Below are 18,217 nucleotides of genomic sequence, written 5' to 3'. Positions count from 1 at the left end.
GGAAACGGCGGTGACTTATGAGCGCCGTAGTTTCTGCTGCGCATTTGCTTAATCCAACGGGCTCTGTTTCAAAGCGAGGATATTCGCCTGCAGTGTGGGCGGTTGCCCTGCTTCCCTATTTCATTTTGGTTTGTGGGGATAATTCCTTTACATTCCAATCTGCTTATTTCTGTTTGGGTCTAATGGTGTTCGCTGCCTTTTTCTCGAAAGAGAGGGCTGCGTATTCTCGTCATGCGATCGGTCTTATTGTTTCGTACCTTATAATCATGGGCATAGGCAACTTAGTGACACTTGCAATTGCATCTGAGATGATTACCAGCAGATCGTTAATCCGTGCCTTAATGTTCCTCGCCATTATCTGGTTCTTTGCTCACGCAATCTCCCGGAGGTGGAGTCCTCGAGAGATAACCTTCCTGCTGAAATCAGTGGCACTTTCCACGTTTGCGTCTGCATTCCTTGAACTAAAGACATGGGTTGAAAACGGTTTTTATGCAGGACGTGTGTATCCAGTGAGTCTTACGGGGCACATGATCGATGCAAACTTTTTTGCGCTTTTGTTGGTCGTTCAGATTAGCTGTGCCTTTTTACTGGTAGTTTATAGTAGCAATGTGCGGGTGAAGATTCTGTACTTCATTCTCATATCTTTCGGCCTGGCATCAGTTATGTTAACTGGATCAAGAAGCGGGCTTCTTTGTATTGTCTTGGTTATTGCTTTCGGCTACATTGCGTTTGTCTGTAGTGAGAGAACCGGCAAGCTTTCTACTACGGTATTAGTTTTTGTGCTCGTTGCCGTTGCCCTGTTTCTAATTAATCGCTTTATGGGCGATTGGATGTTTAATCGTTTTTTTAAGAACAGCTACAATGATGGGTCAAACCAATTTCGCGTTGAACTGTGGGTGAAAGCTGTACAACGTTGGATGAGTAGGCCGCTATTTGGCTTTGGTGTGGGTAATTATAATTATTTCAGTGCGGAGGACTGGGGCGTCGTGGAGACGTCAACTACAACTCATGGCACGATTACTGATTTTTTAGTTGATTTCGGTTTGATTGGCCTGCTGCTGTTCTTTTCAGTGCTTATCCGCATTTTCAGAGGTTTGCTTCAAGGGAAGGGCTATACACCCTTGGCCCTATGTCCGGGTATCGTTGTATGTTGGCTCATCGTTGGTGCCGAACGAACAGTGGCGCTGTGGCTATTCCTCATTATTTTTTACGTATTGGCAGATTATCTTTCATGCAATCAAGAACATAGCATGAAAGGTTTGCTCTCGGAACGTTGAGACATCAGCCTTCGCCTGCCCGAGCGAAGTGGTTTTGTCTAGCTTAAACACTTTCGGTTTAATCAACTAATTATAGGGGTGCATATATGGCAAACGAAGAGCCTAGTGCAATTATCAAAGACGCCCGGAGCAACGCGGGCAAATACCGATCTCTCGCCTCGAATACGCTCATATTTACTATTGGAAATGCCCTTGTGAAGCTGATTCAGCTGCTGTTGCTGCCGCTTTACACTTCTTATATGGCTACGTCCGATTATGGCGTTGCCGAGCTTGTGAACAATCTCTCAGATTTCTTGTATCCGCTGTTTTGCCTGGCAATCTATGAGTCTGTCTTTCGTTTTCTCATGGAGAAGGACGCTCCGAAGGAAGAGCTGCTCGGGGGAGGGCTTCTCGTTCTTCTGGTGACAATTCCTGTGGGCGCATTGGTGTCGGGAGTTGCCTTTACGTTCTTCTCGTACGATCAGGCATGGGGTTGCTATATCCTCGTTCTTGCAGTTTCCGTGAGAATGCTGCTTGCTCAGTTTGCCCGCGGGTCAGGTGAGGTCACTCGCTTCGCCGCGTCTGGCGTTCTCAACGCCCTTTTCTTACTTCTTTTTGACGTTGTTTTCCTTGTCTTGTTTGATGGTGGCGTAAGCGGGTATGTTCTCGCACTTGTGCTCGGTAACTGTTGCTCGGCCTGTTACTTGTTTGTGTCTTGCAAAATATGGCGTTGTCTTGGCAAATTGCCCAATAGGCGTCTCCTGATGCGAATGCTTGCGTATAGCCTGCCGATGCTGCCGAATCAACTTGCTTGGTGGTTTTTAAATATCTTTGGCCGTTACGTCATCCTTGCATTTCAGGGTTCGGTTGCTGCCGGCGTCTACACTGCGGCAAGTAAATTTCCCTCTCTGGTTAACTTCATGTCGTCCATTTTTCGTCAGGCTTGGCAGATATCGGCGGCGAAGGAGATGGACGGCGAGAATGATGGCTCCTATTTTTCCAAGGTGTTCGGCCTATTTTTATCCTTTGTCGTGTGTGGGAGCTCGCTAGTCATTGCCCTTACCGAGCCGCTTGCGCGTTTGCTCCTCAAGGGTGACTTTTATGAGGGTTGGCATATAGTTCCCATTCTTATGCTTGCAGCGCTTATCGGTTGCATCTCGGTATTCTTCGAAGCGTTCTATACGGCTGCGGAGCGCACTGGCGCTCTATTTGTTTCATCTGTTGCAGGCGCGGCGGTGAATGTTGTCCTTGCGTTTTGCCTCGGTGGCAGTTTTGGGATTTGGGGAGTGCCTTTGGCTACTTTGGCGGGACAGGTCGCTAATGCAGTGGTCCGCATGGTGGATAGCCGAAGATTCATGAGACTAGATTATGAGGTTGCCTTGCAGGCAGCTTTGGTAGCAGCCGTGATCGTACAGGTGGTGTTGGTATCCATTCTCCCAGCATCGGCCGGGTTAGTCGCCGGCTTGCTGTTGTTTGCTATTGAGGTTTGCTTGACATGGCGCAGATATGGTGCGGTAACTCGTAGAGTTCTTATGACGCTTCTGGAGACAATTACGGCCAAGTTGAAATAAAGGCTGATTTGGGAGATTCGTGCTATCGGATTGATGGCCCCTGAGTTCTCCTTTAAAGTGATTGCTGTGATGAGGCCTTGCGACGGTACGTCCGGCTTGGTCCGTGGGAACCGCCGAAAGGCGGTTTTCGCGTTTAAGGGGCCCATACGGATAAGCTATTTAAATCTATTACCGAGCAGATTACTATTCTTGAAAGCCGTGGGCTCGAATGCGATAACGATACTCGTTTAGTTCTGGAGTGCGAGGGGTACTACCCGGTTGTTAACGCAAAGCCGAGATGTATTACTGTTGCCATTTACTACGCTCATTGGCTCTAATTGCCCGACATGCCCGAGTGCGACCGCGTCGAAAATATTGGTGTAAGGGTGACGCCCCAGCGCCCGTTCAACGAAGAGCGGCCCTCGTCCTAGAATCTGGAATAACCACAAACGCGGTTCTGAGAATCGACAAAGACCGCTTGCGTTTAATGGTTGGCCGTCGGCGCGTTTACGCCAACATTTCCGGCGTGATCACATTCCAACTAGTGCATTTTTTGCACTAGTTCAAAACGGGGGCACAAGGACGGTCGGGCGTCGGGTCGAGCACTACGACCTCGACATTATCATTTCGGTTGGCTACCGCGTGAAGTCTCGGCAGGGCGTGTAAGTTGACCATTCCTTTCACCGACTGGCAAAACGATTTACGCCTAATTGTGGACATTGCCTACGCGATTTTCCTTTGCTCCCGCATTGATCTCGCTAAACTGATAACTGCTGCTACCAGGGCATTTTCTGGTGCACGTTCTATTGGCTCCTGCGAAGATCGGAGCGGGTATGTTTGCTGCCGAGTTCCACACCAGCCGTCATCACATCGCGATCGTCGCCATGGCCTGCCTATGCGTTCTCTGGGCGGGCCTTCCTATGCCGCGGGCGCGGAGAGCCTGTTCATCGCGGGCGCGACGTACTACGGGCCCGGCGTGTCGGGCCCCGGCTGGGCCTGGACCGATGCCGACCATCTGGAGCTCAACGGCTACACGGGCGACGCCATCGGCGCCGACGGCGACCTGGTCGTGACGCTTGCCGGGCGCAACTCGGTGGTCGAGTCGCATGCGCCCGATGCGGACATCACGCAGTGCTGCATGGAGGTGTGGGGCAGCCTGACGCTCCGCGGCACCGGCTCTTTGGCGGCTTCGGGCTCGCAGTGCGCGATCCACGTCTCGCGGGCGCTCGCGGTGGACGGCTGCGCCGTCGATGCCCGGGCGAACGGGGCAACCGTCACGGACGAGGCCGTGGCAGGCGTGATCGCCGCACGTATGGCCGTGCGCGGCGGCGGGCGCGTCGTCGCCGCCGGTGCCGCGCCCGCCGCCGGCGTACAGGCTTTCGGTGTGTACCTGCAGGACGCGGGCGCCGGCGACGGCTCGGCCGGGCGCGGGCTTTCCGTCGATGTCTCGCGGCTCGATGCGACCGGTGCCGATGGCGGCGTTGCATGCACGGGCGGGTCGCTCGTGTCCGCGCGGTTCGTGGCGCCTGCGGGCGGGGCCTTCGGTGCCGGCGGCGTGGTGGATGCCTCCGGGGCCATGGCGCCGCATGTGGTGGTCGAGCCCCAGGGCGCCACGGCGCCGGCGGGGGAGACCGACGGGCGCGAGGTGCCCGGTGGCGCCGGCGAGCCGGCCGGCGGTGCCGGCCCCGCCGTTGAGCGGCCCGGTGCCGGGTCCGCAACGGATCCCGTCCTAAAGCCCGCGTCTACGACGCCCAAGACGACCGCGACGACCAAAACGACAGCGATCAAGACCGCGGCGTCCACGCCATCCAATGCCAAGAACGCTGACGCTGCCACCGCCACGCTCCCCAAGACTGCCGACAGCAGCTGGATCGCCGCCTCCCTGGCGCTATTCCTGCTGGGAGCTGCGCTTCTAGGTGTCACACGCCGCTACTCTTGTATTTACGCACGCCGGGAGTCATAAAATATGGTTAACTCTGAAATACCAAGTAAACCAAGGAGGAACAATGGCCACACGGACGATGGAGCCGGTGTCCACGAAGCTGCGCCCCGATGAGAAGCGGGCATTCCTCGAAACGTGCGATAGCATCGGTACTTCCCCGAGCAACGCCCTGCGCATGTTCGTCTCCGCGTTCAACAGGCGCGGCGGCTTTCCCTTCGACCCCTCCAACTCCTACGGGTTCAATGCCGAGACCCTTGCCGCTATGGATGACGCTGCGGCGGGCCGCGTGAGCGGGCCGTACGACACGGTATCCGACATGATCGCCGCCCTCGATGAGAACTAGCCCATGCTGAAGCTCGAGTTCACTGCCAAATTCAAGAAGGACTACAAGCGGGCGAAGAAGCAGGGCCGTAACATGCGGGTGCTTGAGAATGTGCTCGAGACGCTCCAACCAGAAGAGGAGCTTCCCGCGCAACTTCACGACCATGAGCTCGTCAGCAACTACAAGGGGCATAGGGAATGCCACCTCGCCCCCGGCTGGCTTCTGATATGCCGCGTCGAGGGCGACAGGCTGACGCTGACGGCAACGTGACTGGGAAGCCATACGGAACTGCTCGATTGAGGGCGTCTTCAGTCCAATCCGTCCTTTGCAATGCGGCGGTTTCCCAATCTGCATAAATACCGCGAGCAGTAGCGGGCAGGCACTTACCTCCCGCCACTTGTTCGATAGTACTGTCCTGGGTCGTGCCGGTTTAATCCGACCCATTCGAGAAGCCCCTTTTCGGCAAGGCGCTTCATTCTTCGGAGCCGTTTCTCTGGGCTTCGGCGGACTTGCCAACTCGCGCTTGGGCACTACCCAGTAAATTACTCAGTAGTGCCTAGTAGATTATCCAGTAGTGCCGTAGCGGCTGTCTGCTTGTAGGGGGCGTTCGGCCCCGAGAACTCGGCTCGGATGTGCCGCAGCCCCTCCTCTGCATCCAGCCTGTATTCGACCGTGCGGAAGCGCGTCAACGCGATCGCTCTTGGATTACTGAACCACTGTTAGATCGGCCTTTCGTCTACATGTTTTGCTTGTGGGCGTTTTCCCACCTAGTACAACTTGCGCACTTGTTCCGGTAAGCAGCTGATAGCACAGCTCAAGGGGCAATGCAGTTTCATTGGTTGCTGTACTAAGTTTTTGCGGCATCTTCGAGAGCAGGGTGATGACCTGCTTATTTACCTCAGACTGTTCTGGAATTATCGCGTTGGGCTCATCCGTTCTCCATCCTGCCGCGCTTAACTGCTTGAAAAGATTGTGATACTGCCAATCCGTGAGCAGGCCAATGTCGTGTGATCTAAAGATAAATGCTGCTACAGATACCTTCCATTGCTTTTTATGGGCTACTGCATCCCGCAGACTGAAGCCTCTGGGCGTATATTTCAGCATAGTCGATTTGGGCATTAGGAATGCCGAGGCGAACCTGTTCGCCTCGGCCTCGATTTCTTTTGTAGCCGAAGTTCCCATGTCGAGATTTCGATGCATCACTAGATGTCCGAGTTCGTGAGCCGCATCCATCCTGCGTCGCTCACCACTCTTTGAAGTCGTGAGAAACACATATGGACATTCGGTTCTTGGCTCCCAGTATGAAAAGGCGTCAACTTCGTTTCCGATTTCTCCGGCAAAGAAAATACGGATACCGTGGCTCTCGAGGAGGGCTAGCAAATTTGGGATAGCGCCTTCTCCCATTTTCCATTCTTTACGAAGCATTTCTGCCGCGAGAACGGGGCCTACGCCTTCTATGGTGGGGACGTCTGTTTTTGGTAGGTTGAACTTGGTGTTGCACCAGTCGGATAGTTCCGTTGCAAGCGTTGCCTCGGCGGTTGCAATGTCTTTTTGACTTCTTTTGAGTTTAGTTCTTGCTCTAAATGAAATAGCCTTTTCTGGCATGGGCTCCGTTGTATGTAAATTAAAAAATGCTTCGGGAAAACGCAGTGCTTGCATCAAGCGCTGCTCGATTTCAGAACTCGGATTAGTAGCGTCGTTTTCGTAGTCGGCGATAGACTTGGGCGTGACCTTTACAAGCTCAGCTAGCTCTTTTTTCGAAAAGCCTCTCAATTTTCGCGCAAGAGTTAGGCGTGTGCCTTCCATTTACTTCCTCATTCGTATAGTGGGTTCAAAGCGGTTGTCATTTCTAATGATATGGGGGTCCGCATGAACGCTTTGGCTATTATCCAACCGCCAAATCGGGTTCACTCGGTTCAACAGGCGAAATGTTGATGGTCGGCACCTCTTCGTCGGGCGGGAGCGAAATCTGGACGTCCTGCAGCGGAATGGGATTCATGATGATGCGGCTTCTCCAATCTTTGACTTGGTTGTTTTTGTCGAAGACTGGCTTTGAGAGCTCCATGCGGATCTCTTGATGACAATAGTCCACATAGATTACCAGGTACCACAATTTCCCTTCTTGTTGATCCACGGCGTAATTATCAGGATCGAATAGGGTCATTTGACCGTCTACGACTGACGGTGTCTTGCCCTTCTCTTTTAGCTTTGGGCCAAATCCTCCTTTTTTGCCAGTTGAGGCGTCGCCTGTGGCAACGGTAATCTTGACGCTAGCGTCTGCGGAGATCGTATAAGGTAGGTTTTAAACGCTCTCCGACTTCCAACCCTTTTCCGCCATCAACTCACAAATTTTGGCAATTGTGTTGTGATACATAAAGGTGCCCCGCGCCGTTGGGGGAAGGAAGCCGTTATCCAAGACGGTCGTGGTGTCTCGTGCATACTCCAGTGCTTTCCTGAACATCTCTTCGGAAAGATCCGGATGCACATCAGAAGGGCTTGCAAAGCAAGGTCGTTGGTGGCCCTTTGGCGTTAAACTGTCAAGCTGTTGAGCAAACATCTATCTCCAATCAACTACATTTTCTAAACCTAATTCTAGGTCTAGAAAATGTAGTTAGCAAGTAGCTTTACGGTTTGGATTAATGACCTCTATTCGGCGATCCTGTTTTGGCGTTCGGCGGCTTTTGGGTTTCGGTCGATAGCGCCCCCTCCTCTTCTGTGAATGATTCCAACTTCACTTTGCTTGTTTGGGGGCGTTCAAATGGCAATCTGCTGCCTGATGAAGCTTTTTGATAGTGGTGAATTGTTGGCATATATGCTGCGCTTACAATTGCTTTCTGTGGGCGTATTCTTTGGCTGCATATTGGTGCTTTTCGCGGCATCCTATTTTCTATCGGGAGGCAAGATGAAGGAAGGCTTTAAGAAACGGCTAGGCAAAACCTTTGCCTTTAGTAAGAAGACTGCCAATCTATTTATAGCTAGTCTGGTCATTATCTTTCTTCCACCACTTGTTATAGCGTTCCTGTATTCAGTTGACGCGCAACAAGTCGTTATTAGAACACCGTGGAGTGCCGGCGAGATGCTTGGCTACTGTGGGACCATGGGGGCAGCGTTTATTGCCCTTTTGGGCATTGTTTACGGTATCGTTGATGCTTGGGATCAACAACGGACGCAGAGCAGGATGAGCGCCGCTCCATATTTCTCAATGATTATGCTGACGCAGAAAAACAGGAAAGGCTGGCTATCAGATCTTCCGCAATGCGAAGGCGATCCTGAAGAATCTGCTTCCTCTGATGCGGGGTCTAATAGCGAATCCAAAGAGTATTATGAGGCTGAAGAACGCGATACCTACGTGCTAATTGGAAATACAATTGAGTATAAAGACGGTCTTACCAGTGAGCAGCGGAAGCGTGTTACACATAGTTATCTATCTGAATCAATAGAGGGCCTTAGCCTCGCAACACCCAATCCGACAATTTATGTTCCATTGAGGTTCAAGAACGTCGGCCCTGGTTGCGCCAACAATGTAAAGGTCGGCGTTAATCGCAAAGGTGCGGTTTGGCGAGGCGTTAGATCCTTGACGCTTGATCATGGGGAGAGTTTTTACCTTGGTATTTTCATAGATACGCAAACTGATTCTGCGATCGGGGAGTATGAACTGGGAATTGCTTTCTATGATTGTCTGGGCTTCAGGTATATGCAATCGTTCGAGTTGAAAATCAAGAAGGAAGAAAACGGGCTCCATGTTGCCGAGCTAGAATGCCTGGGCAGAAAGACTATGATTGACGACCAATCTTACACAAATTAGTACCTGATTGACTCTGTTTGAGTGTTTCCGCTGCTCATTTTGTCTTTCCTTGTTTATGAAAGAGGCGCGCTCGTGATCGACATGGGAAAACTGAAGTAAAATCAGAATACGCTCATTGACTGGTGCATGGCGTTAAATCAATGCAGATTAGTTGGCTTCGTATGGAGCCGTCACTTTGATAGGGAACGCTGTGCTTCAGGGGTTATTAGGAGCTTATTCAAACGAATTGAGCACATTGGCAGATTGTGCGACTGCCGGTGCTCTCATTGCTGCTTTCGTTTCGTATCGGCTATCTGTTAAGCAATTACGTAACGACAGATATATAAAAGCCTCTGAATGGTCGATAAATTTTGCTGACACCTTTAGAGCCGAGGTGCTGCCCGGAATGAAGTTGTTCAGCTTCGTTTCTTCTGAGGTTCCAATTTATGCTCAAGCCGTTATGAGCTTATCGGTTCATTCTCTGCGGTCGTTTTCCGAAAAAGAAATAATAGCCATAGCTGGTATTTCAAGCTCGGCTATTAAGCAGGGTTTATCGTCTTATTTGGCAAACATAGATAACCTTGAAAAGGCAACCGGTGAGTACTTTAAGCTTGCAGAATTATATCCAGACGTTTATGCGCCCATCGATCGATCTCGCATTGATAGCGATATGTTTGCTTCACTCTTTAATAAAACGCTTACGGAGCTATCGAATTATCTGGAGCAGCTGTCGTTAATGGTTAATAGCGGATTGGTTAATGAGGAAGTTCTATACCCGTCGTTTCATAGGCCTTTCTTCAAAGCCGTTAATTATGTCTTCCCCTTTTTGTGTTCCGTAAACAATGGCAGGGAAGTAGGAAATTTCAGCTATACCCATATAACTAAACTAATGGAAGTATGGGGCAAACGTGAGCGTGAGATCGATCGTGGGGTTCAGACCTATCAGTTAAAAATTGATAGAGGCTATGAAATAAATAAAGAGATCGGACTAAAGGTTCAGGGGCCGTCAACTGTTTCTAAACTGGGCTCAATAATCTTCGGTATATTCAAGAACAACAATTAGCAATGGACGGATAAAAATAGCTCCAGTTCATGACTGGAGCTGAAACTGAAAACATATTGTGTGGCCTGACTCACGAACTTTAACGTCTGCTAACTAATGGTTATATGGAATACCCTCGACTTCTTCTTCCATATTTTCCTCCACTATTTATCTATAGCGTGTGCGAGTGATAACTGCGTACATGATCATCCTTTCTAGTAGTGGGCCATTTGCTGGGCTGCCTTCTTGGCGTTTCCTGTAACACCCAGCGGGTTTTCGGTTGATTGGGGCCCGTTTTCCTATCAGCTTTTTGAATGACACTTGTTTTGTGCCATATGCCAAAAAAGTTAAGGTCTCCGGGCGCCTTCCTTGATTGAAATCGTGCCTTTATCTTGTGCTAATAATAGATGGTGGCGGTTGCTTTCGAACGTGAAACAGGATTTCTCAGCATGATTTTTCGGTGGATAGCATGTATCTACCGCTGGTAGATTTTCATTGGTAAAAACGTTGACAGTTTGATCATTTTGAATTTTATCTGAGACCGAAGTGCTTCTGGCTTGTACCTCGATTGGGTCAGATTTTCTTGAGGCAACTGTTTTCCTGCTCACTGATCTCAGTGGGCAGCTCATCGGCGTTTGAGGCAAAGAAGGGCGGCCAGACTAATGAACAACTGTTAAACCAGCCTTTCTTCTACTGGTTTTCAAGTAGATGTTTCCGTCTATAACAACCAGGGCGCTACTTCCGGTAAGTGACTGTTAGCTCAATTTAAGAGGTGATCGGTTTCGCTGGCTGCTGTTTTGAGTTTTTCGGGCCATTGAGAGCAGGCTGACTACCTGCTCATTCAGCTCAGTAATTTCTGAAATAATCGGATTCGGCTCATTTGCTCTCCATCCTGCCGTGCTTATTTGCTTGATGGATTGTGGTTAGATTGCGATGCTGCCGGTACTCTAGATAATGAGGCCAGCGTTGCTAGTCAGTGGTAATAGCAATCGGTAGGAGGTTGAACGACTCTCTACCGTTCGGCGAATATTAATAGGCCGATGCTCACTTTAAAAATGTCAGGGTTTACTATTACTTCAGTCGTTCACTGCCTGGAGCATGACGTTTAATCCGGTCGTTGACCTTTCAATCTGGTTGACTGATTATTGGGGGTTGTCATGCTGCTGAGCAATAGGGTTCTAAAACATGCCAGAAGTAGTAGGTTGACTGTCAACTCGTCTGGCTGATTGGATGGGTCGGCACACTGTTATCGTTTGAAACAGTGGCCAGATTATTTATGCTTCGAGGGGTGCTGTATTCATATTGTTTGTTTTGCACTAGGAGAGATAATGGCTGATAAAGATTCCAGCACTAAAGAGTCTCGATTTTATGCCAATCATCCGATTATTTTTAATCTCTTGCTTGCAATAATACCGTGCCTCCTGTCGGCGTATCTTGGCGAGTTGCATGGTCAGTCTGTGATGGTTGGCGAGTTGTCTAAGCGCTTTGATTCCGTGGAAGAAAGCATGAGCCTTAACGAAGCCCTCGAAAGCGCTTATAGGGATTATGCTAACGCCGAGGCGGAACTCAATGCCCTCAAGGATGTGGAAGCGGGTAAACAGGTTCTTGCTGACGCTACCGCTGCCTGGGATTCCGGTAAACATGAGGAAGCCTTGACTTCGCTGTCAAAGGCTTCTAAGAAATCTGGAGACTGTGCTGTTGCTTTTGCAGAGTACTCTTCTGCCTACACTGATGAGATTTTAGCCAAGGCTAACGAGCTGGTCTCATCAAAAAAGTATGATGATGCAAAAAGCGTTTTGAAGGCTGCTTCGAAGATTGTGAAAGATTCGGCAAGAATCAATGACCTATTGGATGAGCTCGAAGGTGTTTCCGAAGTGGCGTCGACCTCTCTTACGGTTGCTTCTTCCAATTGTTTTGAGCTGATTGAAGGTTCCCAAAAAGACACTGCTGGCAATAGTTATTCAAGTGACGATACTTGGGTTGGCCGTCCTTATAATGCTGATTCTCCTTCTGTTATTTCATTTTATAATTGAAAGAAATACCGTTCACTGAATGGCACAATTGCTGTTGAATACCTAGAAAATACGACTAGTCTGAAGAACTATGAGGCAAGATTTGAATTAAGGGGTTCTGTTGACGGATCCGAATCAAAAGTGATTTGGCAAAAAGATCACATTACGATGAATTCTGCACCAACTGATATTCCGTCAGGTGAAATTGATTTATCTGAATATGATTGGCTTGAGTTTAGGGTTTACAGCACTAAAGGATACGCCGGCAACGGTATTCCCGTTTTGCTGAGCAACGTCAAGCTGATTAATGAGTGATTGCCGGTTTGCTTGGCTTTGCTTATCGGCGATTATGCTGGGCTGGTAATAATCGATTTCGTGGAAGATCGCGCATCATGACTGTCCTCTATACTGGCATTCAGGCGTTTTGCGCCGCTGTCACACTTTGTCTAACGATATATGTTGTTTGGCGCGACACAAGGCATATGAATACAGATGACAAGCGCCTGAAAACGGCCGAGAAGTTAGCGCAGCCATCTTCGATTGCTGCATGGCTTGAAAGAGATCCTACGGGTGATGCGCGTATCGTAATTCGCAACGACAGCGATCTTCCCGTATATGAGGTGGTTGCGACAATTGTCGTCACCCATGGAGCGGGGTGCTGCAAGGGTGAGGATTTGGAATCCCCATATCAATACAGGAAAATACTCGATTTGATTCCTCCGGGACTTCATTCGGTATCTATCGATATGGGCGGCTTCTACGGAATGCATCGACATCCGCTGGTCGAGATTGCCTGTGTGTGTGCAAAGGGAAAATCATGGGTCCGTCGCGGAAACGGTACTCTTGATGAGCTTGATGTGTCGCCGTTTAACCACTATGAACTCGGTCTTCCCATTGATTTTGATTTGGTTGTGCCGCATCAAAACAGTTGACGGCATCTATTCTTACGCTATGAATGCTGCGCTACCCTTATACCAATTTAAGGCTAGCGTTTAAACAATGAAAGGTGGGCTATGGATCCATATACAACGCAGGCTTTAGTCGATCTTGGAAGTTCTCTTGCTGTTCTTGCGGCAAAAGGTACGGCCTCTGCTGTAGCGACAAAGGTTAAAGCAATTAAGGGAGATAAGGACGCCGCCTCAGTGCGCGCCGCATATGATGAGCTCGTCGATGAACTTCTTGAAGAGCGCTCTGAGGCTTTAAGAATCGCTCAAGCGTATAAGGCTGAGCTTGAGCGTGTTCAGATTAGCGACGACGACATTCAGAGCCTTGATGCCACCATAGCTCGTGTATTGGAGATATTTGTTTCAATGCAATCGGACGGTGAAGAACCATCTTCGCCTAGCGCAACGGCGATGGCGTTTGACCAGTTTCGTCAGCTTATTTCCGCTGATACCCTTCGAACCATGCAACTTCTTGGTTTCAATTACAAAGCAGCAATCGGCGAGCCCCTAACAGAGCTTTGCGCCAATAAGATCAAGCAGTTCGGCAGTGGTTCGAAGGCAAAAAGGCCATCTCGGGACAAACATTAGTACTTATACGTCTTGCTTCAGTGCGAAGTGAATGGAACTCTTTTCTGCCTATTTTAATTCGGTCGGGACATTTTCAAGAGGCTAAATCGGGATTGGCTCTAACGATATGGGGCCAGGCTCTTTCCTAAAATGATGCTCGCGTCGAAAATGTTGGTGTAAGGGCGGCACCCTGGCGCCTGCTTAACGAAGAACGGCTCGCCGAGCAGGTCGTCATGGGCGAGACCAACATGCGGTAGCGCCGCGGCGTCGAATGTCAGCAATAAATGGGCAGCGGGATCCATGTCGGCCCCGGTGCCCAAGCGCAATAACGGCGGTGCTGTTTCGCGATATTCGGCAATGCTCATGCGAGCAAATACTCACGACGAGCCGCTATTCATTGAGCCTTGAGCAATTTGCGTCTCGACTTAGAGCCTCATTGCCGACTTGTTCAACCAAATCCAGCGGTTTCCGCTGCAGTCAGCATACTCAATTCGATTTACTGCCAAACCGAGGTCTATAAGCCTTTTTGCCAAAGGCAAGTCCTGGCGCTCAACAAAGGCCTGGCCGTTCGGGAACGCGATTGCAAGCAGTGAGTCCAAATAGTGCTGAGTCGTCTCGTACATATCTTTACCTCCTTTCGGGGCTTGATTTACGACCCATATATTCGGCTATCCGTCAAATACCATCGTGCGGGATTGAGTCACCTTGTGTCTCGCGCATCAATGAGTATGGCGAGAGCGCTGTCGAAAACAACCGCAGCGATCCACTCCTCATTTGGGTTCAAGGCTTACAACTCGATCGTAAACCTCCAGCGCGGTAGGCCTGTGCGTGACGATGATGACGGTGCGGCCGAGATTTCGCATGCGGCCCAGCATTTCTCACTCGGTCTTGGGGTCGAGGACCGATGTGCATTCATCGAGCAGGAGCACGGGGGACTGGAGTAGACCGCACGCGCAACGGCAAGGTGTTGCTCCAGGTCTCCGTACCAGTTGTCGTTGGTGTCGTCCCAGGTTAAGTCCATCTGGCACCATTTGCCGTCAATTTTTACGGCGTTCCAGGTGTGGCCGTTGCCGGTGATGCGGCCGTTGGCGATGCCCGCGGCGTCAAGGAGCTTGGAGTAGATGCGCTGGTAGCTCTCGCAGGTGCCCTGGTGGCGCGTGAGGCCGCTTTCGGCTGAGCACCAGTTGAGGCTGTGGTCGTACTCCAGCTGGTCGAGCGTCCAGTCGTGGAGCCACAGCGCCATGTCGTATTCCGAGCCGTTTGCCTCTTGCCTGCACTGGGCCACGGCGTCGTTGACGATCTGCGTGACGCTTGGGCGGGCGGCGTCGTTTACGGTTACCTCCGCCGTGGTGCGCAGGTAGTAGATCCCCTTGTCGTTTTGGGGGTCGTTTCTGTCGTTGTCCATAAAGTAGAAGTAGATGCGGTACGTGCCCGATGCCGTGAAGTCAAAGGTAAAGTCGTGGCCCGTGGTGCCCAGGCTGTAGTAGCTGGCCCATGCCTGGCGCGACGGGTCGCAGACGCTTTCCTGGCTGCCGCCGTCCCAATAGGTGGGCACGTCCATGCGCGCCTTGGCCTGGGACGAGCCGTTGGCTTGGGTTACGTGGAAGGTCGTCGCGGTGTCCGCGGGGGCGTCGTTCCACGAGACGGTGAAGGTGACGCCGTTTTGGCTTGCCGTGGCGGAGTGGGCGTAGGTGGTTTCTGCCGCGGCGGAGATCGCCTCGGGCGTGCCGGTGGCTTGGGCGTGGAGGGATGGGGTGGGGGTGTCGGTTGCGGTGGTGGCGGCGTCAGCGCTTTCAGTGTTGATGACGCTGGTGTCAGTGGATGTTGCGGTGCTGTCCTCTACGGTATCTGCTGTCGCATTTGTGTTGGTGCCATCTTCAGACTTGCCTGCGTCGCTGCTCGTGATGGCGGCTTGCGCCTGCTGCTCGACGGTTTCCTGAGGCTGGATGGCTTCCGCAATGGCTGCCATGGGCATCGTCGCGCTGACCATGGACGCGCACGCGATCGCGCAGAGCAGGTAGTAAAGGGGTCGTTTCATAGCGGAGCCTCTCGGTGAGCAGCCAACAGGGTCCGAAGGCAGCTCCAGGCCAGCACTCCGCACATATTTTGTTGGGGATTATTTTACGGGAACCCCAGTCAACATCAGGGAACTTTCTGGGGAATGTTGGGGAGGGGGAGGAGTTGGTCCTCTGCCTCGCTGTGCGCTGATGTCTTCGCCCTCGGCGATGCACCCGTCGGCGAGGAGTGCGAAGCGGCCATGCTGAACAATGCCACTCCACCTGTCTGTGCATCCAAACTTCTAGATTATGCATATCGGGATTTTCACGGTGTTGTCGGCGATTTTGTCTCGCGGACCGTGTGCATGCATTAGATGAGGAGGCGCTTGTATCCGTAGAGACGCATCGGCATTTTCGATGCGACCGCCGTCAAGACAATTGGGTGTGCATCAAGGCGCTGTTAACTGCATGAGCCGATTTCTTATAACCTGTTTAAGCAAAGCAAGAATGGGGAATAAAGCTTGGTGCCCATCGCGAACTGGCGATGGGGTACGCTACTGCCGTCAATATCGCAAACGACGAAATTCCGACGTTCGCAACATTGACACCAGCGTTGCCTGCTGCTAGCTGGATAAGAGCCTCGATGGTCATAAGTACCAATTCCTCGCTTTCGTCTAGTATCGCATAGGCAAGCATTGTTTTAGGTGGCCGCGAAAGCGTTGGTTGCACTTGCTGCGCCTTTGATTAGCCTGTCCGGGGAGGGTTAGCCGCCGCTTGTTGATCCGGACAGGTTGATTTATTTGGGGGTATTTTGGTCGAGTTCGATATCACTCGTATTCCTCGATATAGTTCCAAAAGTTCATATGCCCATTTCGATCATAGGGTCTCTTTTGCCGAAGTTCAGGCCAAGATTTTAGATTCAGAGTACGTTTCCAATCACGCGCTCTACCCTTTAATTTCCAACGAGATCATTACTGTTCGGTATCGTGGAGGCAAGCGAAGCTGCAAGGTTCGTAATATCGCTTATGCCTCGCATTTCGATCACCGCGTCTTCCAGTACTACTCTTATCTGTGGTCGGACTTATATAACAAGAAGGCTATTGCCGAAGAGTTTGATGAGGTTGCCGTAGCGTACCGCTCTTCGCTTTCATCAGACGGCGCCGTAACTGCTGGTAGCAATATTTCCTCAGCTAAAAAGGCATTCGACTATATGCGTGTGCAAGATTCGGCTTTTGTGCTTACGGGTGATTTCGAGAGCTTCTTCGACAACTTAAACCATGTCCATCTAATGGCGTCGTTGCGTTCGTTGTTTCCCAGTGGACGCTTGCCGGACGATCACTATCAAGTCATTAAAAATATCCTCCGCTATTCGTGCTGGCCTATTGGTGATTTGGCTGCTCGACATGAATTGCCATGGCCAGTAATCGATCCTGCTCGGGAGAAAACGATTAGTGATGCGGCTATCGATCTTCGGTTCAAGTCTATTCGCGAACTTAACAAGCTGGATGTTATCTTGCCAAAGTCTGAGTTTCTTGCAAACAAAAGTAAAGTCATCACCAGGCCGTGGCGGCGAACGGGTATTGATCTCGGCATTCCTCAGGGTCTTGCTGCAAGTGGAGTGCTCGCTAACATCTATATGGCCGATATCGATATGAAAGTCAGGCTTGCCGTTGAACGGGTTGGTGGCTTGTATCTTCGTTATTGCGATGACTTTATTGTTGCCGTTCCAAAATCTGGCTTTGATGCACTTGTAGAGGCAATCAATCTAATGACCGATGTTGATTCCGTTAAACTGCAGCCTGAGAAAACCAAAGCGTTCCGGGTTGATAGCAGCGGGGTTGCTCAGCTTGATTTTGAAAGCGTTCGTACGGGTAAGGTCCTTTCGTACTCCGGTGCACATCCGGCACAGAAAGTTAGCTTCTTGGGGTTTGACTTTGACGGGCGCGTTGTAAGACTTCGACAGTCTACGGTTGGAAGGTACCATAAGCGTCTCCGTGAGGCAGCCAGTGCGATTGCGCGTTCTAATCAGGGGGAGGGAAGGCACGCATCAAAAAAGCGCGTCTCCGCTCTGTATCAACATTATTCGCCGCTTGGTATTAAGGGGAGAGGGTTGTGCCCATCGGCTGGCTCCGACTCTTCTGCATTTTTCCGCTACGGGAACTTTCTTTCCTACGTAGCGAGAGCCCAAAAGGCGTTTCCCAATGATCCGATTGCCCCCGATGAGTCTAAGATTTACAGGAAGATTAAACGCTTGAGTGCTCGGTAGACGATAGTTTTAACGCCAGATCATTCATAGCCATAAATACTTAATCGATATCGGCCAATTCCGATCACTAGGTAATAATTGATGTGCCCTCACGTCGTCGTGGCACGATGTCTCTGAAACTCGAGCCGAACATCAGAATGATATGACAAGAACGGTAGTGTCGCGAAAGTTGGTGTAATGGACTCCTTGGCCCCTGTGTCCAGGATCCGGAATCTATCGATATCCTAGGCCGACTCCACTCTGTCGGCAAGCTCAAGGCTGGATTCGACCATCTTCCCGGCAGTCTTTTCCAGCTCGGCCCAGTCATGACAGCACGATGCTCCCCTTCGCAGCGCCGCGTCGTGCAACTCGGCCATCTTCCTCTCCGAGAAGTAGCGCGAGGTTGCCATGGAAACGGCCAGGATAACCCCGAAAGCGGCCTGAACGCGCCATGGTGCGCGTATTCTAGGCGAAGGCACGGACCCTTCCGAGCCAGGACGGGCCGCTCGCTCGGCCAACTTTGGCGTACCCTGCTGGAACGGCTTCCGTCAACATC

Annotated in this window: 20 protein-coding genes; 13 read left to right on the top strand and 7 right to left on the bottom strand. The window is 51.0% G+C overall.

The genetic code is table 11. The annotated features are described in order from the left end of the window. The first annotated feature begins 17 nt into the window (after positions 1-17). From DXD39_RS05035 to DXD39_RS05010, 6 genes are all read left to right on the top strand, one after another. Positions 18-1,277: an O-antigen ligase gene (locus tag DXD39_RS05035; RefSeq protein ID WP_082437724.1), complete on the top strand. Its 1,260-nt coding sequence runs from the start codon at positions 18-20 to the stop codon at positions 1,275-1,277. Between the two features lie 86 nt (positions 1,278-1,363). Then, a complete protein-coding gene (locus DXD39_RS05030; protein ID WP_055309539.1) occupies positions 1,364-2,827 on the top strand; it encodes a lipopolysaccharide biosynthesis protein in 1,464 nt (487 codons plus the stop codon). 411 nt (positions 2,828-3,238) lie between these two features. Beyond that, positions 3,239-3,472 carry a RhuM family protein gene (gene rhuM, locus DXD39_RS10415; RefSeq protein ID WP_082437733.1) on the top strand — a complete coding sequence of 78 codons (234 nt, stop codon included), beginning with the start codon at positions 3,239-3,241 and terminating at the stop codon, positions 3,470-3,472. 1 nt (position 3,473) lies between these two features. Then, positions 3,474-4,769: a hypothetical protein gene (locus DXD39_RS05020; protein WP_147347887.1), complete on the top strand. Its 1,296-nt coding sequence runs from the start codon at positions 3,474-3,476 to the stop codon at positions 4,767-4,769. A gap of 43 nt (positions 4,770-4,812) precedes the next feature. Beyond that, positions 4,813-5,091 carry a type II toxin-antitoxin system RelB/DinJ family antitoxin gene (locus DXD39_RS05015; protein ID WP_199572057.1) on the top strand — a complete coding sequence of 93 codons (279 nt, stop codon included), beginning with the start codon at positions 4,813-4,815 and terminating at the stop codon, positions 5,089-5,091. Positions 5,092-5,094: 3 nt separating this feature from the next. Then, positions 5,095-5,340, top strand: a complete 246-nt coding sequence (locus tag DXD39_RS05010) for a type II toxin-antitoxin system YafQ family toxin (RefSeq protein ID WP_199572059.1) — start codon at positions 5,095-5,097, stop codon at positions 5,338-5,340. A gap of 435 nt (positions 5,341-5,775) precedes the next feature. Here the strand turns inward: DXD39_RS05010 and DXD39_RS05005 are convergent, their stop codons facing one another. The 3 genes from DXD39_RS05005 to DXD39_RS04995 form a co-directional block, all read right to left on the bottom strand. Next, entirely contained in the window at positions 5,776-6,876 is a 1,101-nt protein-coding gene (locus DXD39_RS05005) for an ImmA/IrrE family metallo-endopeptidase (RefSeq protein WP_117803316.1), read from the bottom strand. A gap of 79 nt (positions 6,877-6,955) precedes the next feature. After that, positions 6,956-7,234 carry a hypothetical protein gene (locus DXD39_RS05000; protein WP_117803315.1) on the bottom strand — a complete coding sequence of 93 codons (279 nt, stop codon included), beginning with the start codon at positions 7,232-7,234 and terminating at the stop codon, positions 6,956-6,958. Positions 7,235-7,372: 138 nt separating this feature from the next. Beyond that, positions 7,373-7,627, bottom strand: coding sequence for a hypothetical protein (locus DXD39_RS04995; RefSeq protein WP_117803314.1), 255 nt, complete (start codon positions 7,625-7,627; stop codon positions 7,373-7,375). Positions 7,628-7,828: 201 nt separating this feature from the next. Here DXD39_RS04995 and DXD39_RS04990 point away from each other — a divergent pair, with 201 nt between their 5' ends. The 6 genes from DXD39_RS04990 (at position 7,829) to DXD39_RS04975 (ending at position 13,440) form a co-directional block, all read left to right on the top strand. Continuing rightward, positions 7,829-8,875 (top strand): hypothetical protein, encoded by a 1,047-nt coding sequence (locus DXD39_RS04990; RefSeq protein WP_117803313.1) that lies wholly within the window; start codon positions 7,829-7,831, stop codon positions 8,873-8,875. A gap of 151 nt (positions 8,876-9,026) precedes the next feature. Continuing rightward, positions 9,027-9,917, top strand: coding sequence for a hypothetical protein (locus DXD39_RS04985; protein WP_158565441.1), 891 nt, complete (start codon positions 9,027-9,029; stop codon positions 9,915-9,917). Between the two features lie 1,307 nt (positions 9,918-11,224). Next, entirely contained in the window at positions 11,225-11,929 is a 705-nt protein-coding gene (locus tag DXD39_RS04980) for a hypothetical protein (RefSeq protein WP_117803311.1), read from the top strand. Positions 11,930-12,076: 147 nt separating this feature from the next. After that, positions 12,077-12,223, top strand: coding sequence for a hypothetical protein (locus DXD39_RS10145; protein ID WP_158565439.1), 147 nt, complete (start codon positions 12,077-12,079; stop codon positions 12,221-12,223). Positions 12,224-12,390: 167 nt separating this feature from the next. Further along, positions 12,391-12,840 carry a hypothetical protein gene (locus DXD39_RS10080; protein WP_147348089.1) on the top strand — a complete coding sequence of 150 codons (450 nt, stop codon included), beginning with the start codon at positions 12,391-12,393 and terminating at the stop codon, positions 12,838-12,840. 81 nt (positions 12,841-12,921) lie between these two features. Beyond that, the gene (locus DXD39_RS04975; protein ID WP_117803310.1) at positions 12,922-13,440 is read left to right on the top strand and encodes a hypothetical protein; all 519 of its coding nucleotides are present in this window, start codon (positions 12,922-12,924) and stop codon (positions 13,438-13,440) included. A gap of 98 nt (positions 13,441-13,538) precedes the next feature. Here the strand turns inward: DXD39_RS04975 and DXD39_RS04970 are convergent, their stop codons facing one another. From DXD39_RS04970 to DXD39_RS04960, 3 genes are all read right to left on the bottom strand, one after another. Next, positions 13,539-13,784, bottom strand: a complete 246-nt coding sequence (locus DXD39_RS04970; RefSeq protein ID WP_117803309.1) for a hypothetical protein — start codon at positions 13,782-13,784, stop codon at positions 13,539-13,541. 60 nt (positions 13,785-13,844) lie between these two features. Beyond that, positions 13,845-14,042: a hypothetical protein gene (locus DXD39_RS04965; protein ID WP_117803308.1), complete on the bottom strand. Its 198-nt coding sequence runs from the start codon at positions 14,040-14,042 to the stop codon at positions 13,845-13,847. A 164-nt stretch (positions 14,043-14,206) separates the two neighbouring features. After that, a complete protein-coding gene (locus DXD39_RS04960; RefSeq protein WP_117803307.1) occupies positions 14,207-15,457 on the bottom strand; it encodes a transglutaminase domain-containing protein in 1,251 nt (416 codons plus the stop codon). A gap of 770 nt (positions 15,458-16,227) precedes the next feature. On the opposite strand from DXD39_RS04960, the gene DXD39_RS04955 reads away from it, so the two are divergent. Continuing rightward, positions 16,228-17,682 (top strand): reverse transcriptase domain-containing protein, encoded by a 1,455-nt coding sequence (locus DXD39_RS04955; protein ID WP_117803306.1) that lies wholly within the window; start codon positions 16,228-16,230, stop codon positions 17,680-17,682. A gap of 224 nt (positions 17,683-17,906) precedes the next feature. On the opposite strand, the gene DXD39_RS10370 is transcribed toward DXD39_RS04955, so the two are convergent. Next, positions 17,907-18,038, bottom strand: coding sequence for a hypothetical protein (locus DXD39_RS10370; RefSeq protein ID WP_255413169.1), 132 nt, complete (start codon positions 18,036-18,038; stop codon positions 17,907-17,909). Between the last annotated feature and the right edge of the window lie 179 nt (positions 18,039-18,217).

Source organism: Collinsella sp. TM04-29, assembly GCF_003466565.1.
GTDB lineage: Bacteria > Actinomycetota > Coriobacteriia > Coriobacteriales > Coriobacteriaceae > Collinsella.
Note: the sequence above shows the minus strand (reverse complement) of the source record. Positions and strands in the feature narration are given on the sequence as shown.

Coding starts and splice junctions, on each gene's coding strand:
- DXD39_RS05035 (WP_082437724.1), top strand. CDS start 18: ATGAGCGCCGTAGTTTCTGCTGCGCATTTGCTTAATCCAACGGGCTCT.
- DXD39_RS05030 (WP_055309539.1), top strand. CDS start 1,364: ATGGCAAACGAAGAGCCTAGTGCAATTATCAAAGACGCCCGGAGCAAC.
- DXD39_RS05015 (WP_199572057.1), top strand. CDS start 4,813: ATGGCCACACGGACGATGGAGCCGGTGTCCACGAAGCTGCGCCCCGAT.
- DXD39_RS05010 (WP_199572059.1), top strand. CDS start 5,095: ATGCTGAAGCTCGAGTTCACTGCCAAATTCAAGAAGGACTACAAGCGG.
- DXD39_RS05005 (WP_117803316.1), bottom strand. CDS start 6,876: ATGGAAGGCACACGCCTAACTCTTGCGCGAAAATTGAGAGGCTTTTCG.
- DXD39_RS05000 (WP_117803315.1), bottom strand. CDS start 7,234: ATGACCCTATTCGATCCTGATAATTACGCCGTGGATCAACAAGAAGGG.
- DXD39_RS04995 (WP_117803314.1), bottom strand. CDS start 7,627: ATGTTTGCTCAACAGCTTGACAGTTTAACGCCAAAGGGCCACCAACGA.
- DXD39_RS04990 (WP_117803313.1), top strand. CDS start 7,829: ATGGCAATCTGCTGCCTGATGAAGCTTTTTGATAGTGGTGAATTGTTG.
- DXD39_RS04980 (WP_117803311.1), top strand. CDS start 11,225: ATGGCTGATAAAGATTCCAGCACTAAAGAGTCTCGATTTTATGCCAAT.
- DXD39_RS10145 (WP_158565439.1), top strand. CDS start 12,077: ATGAATTCTGCACCAACTGATATTCCGTCAGGTGAAATTGATTTATCT.
- DXD39_RS10080 (WP_147348089.1), top strand. CDS start 12,391: ATGAATACAGATGACAAGCGCCTGAAAACGGCCGAGAAGTTAGCGCAG.
- DXD39_RS04975 (WP_117803310.1), top strand. CDS start 12,922: ATGGATCCATATACAACGCAGGCTTTAGTCGATCTTGGAAGTTCTCTT.
- DXD39_RS04970 (WP_117803309.1), bottom strand. CDS start 13,784: ATGAGCATTGCCGAATATCGCGAAACAGCACCGCCGTTATTGCGCTTG.
- DXD39_RS04965 (WP_117803308.1), bottom strand. CDS start 14,042: ATGTACGAGACGACTCAGCACTATTTGGACTCACTGCTTGCAATCGCG.
- DXD39_RS04960 (WP_117803307.1), bottom strand. CDS start 15,457: ATGAAACGACCCCTTTACTACCTGCTCTGCGCGATCGCGTGCGCGTCC.
- DXD39_RS10370 (WP_255413169.1), bottom strand. CDS start 18,038: ATGGCCGAGTTGCACGACGCGGCGCTGCGAAGGGGAGCATCGTGCTGT.